Source organism: Mucilaginibacter sp. P4_E8, assembly GCF_056401495.1.
The window spans coordinates 1-779 of the sequence record NZ_JBFUJG010000430.1 but is presented as its reverse complement, the minus strand read 5'-3'; the positions used below and the strand labels follow the sequence as shown (position 1 = coordinate 779).

General features: G+C 33.9%; 1 pseudogene. It reads right to left on the bottom strand.

Features of this window, described 5'->3' with window-relative positions:
- A pseudogene (locus AC1DRQ_RS31930) lies at positions 1–486 on the bottom strand (hybrid sensor histidine kinase/response regulator); the annotation flags it as partial.
- Between the last annotated feature and the right edge of the window lie 293 nt (positions 487–779).

Genomic DNA, 779 nt, shown 5'->3' with positions numbered 1-779 from the left:
ATCTATGCTAATATGGGTTGAATTTTTATTAGCAAGGGTATTATAATCGGCATAAACGGTAAGCAGGGAATCAAAATTATGTTTAAGTGAATACAACCTGGCCGACAGTTGTACTTTTTTATTATGCCAGTACTGTACCTTTTTGTGTTGTACCGAGATTAAACTCAGCGTATCGGCATGTTCCCTAAGCAGGGTATCTATCTCATCAAAAGCTTGAGATAATTTTGTTTTATAGGCTTTACTTATTGCGCCATCGGTGTTTAATAATGACTCTTGAAAGTCGTCCTCTGCCTCATGTAATAGTAACAGGGCTTGTTGTGGTTTTGACTGATCATATTCCACATTGCGCGCTAATTTAGAGATGTTTTGCAGTTTATGGGAGATAGAATCCCGAACAAAAAGGGCTGCTATGGCCAAAATAATAACGAATGCTAAAAATGCCAGCAGGATTTTTCTTGAAATTTTTTGAGTATACGTCGATTTCATTAAAGCGGTTAGCTAAAAGAGTACAATGATGATAGTCATCATGAAATTAAGGGGCAATAATAGTATTTAATAAAGTCAGAATCATATATTTTAACCTTACTGTAATGATGAGTTTAAAATATAAACGATTAAATAAATAATTAAACTTAACGAAAGTTTCACATCAGGAGGTGGGTCTGATATGCAGTTAAATAATATTGCATATTAGCGTTTTTTTGATTTGACGATATAAAGTATAGCAAGGTAAAATTTAAAGACTTCTTCACTAAAACCGTAAAGAGCGGAGTTAGCCG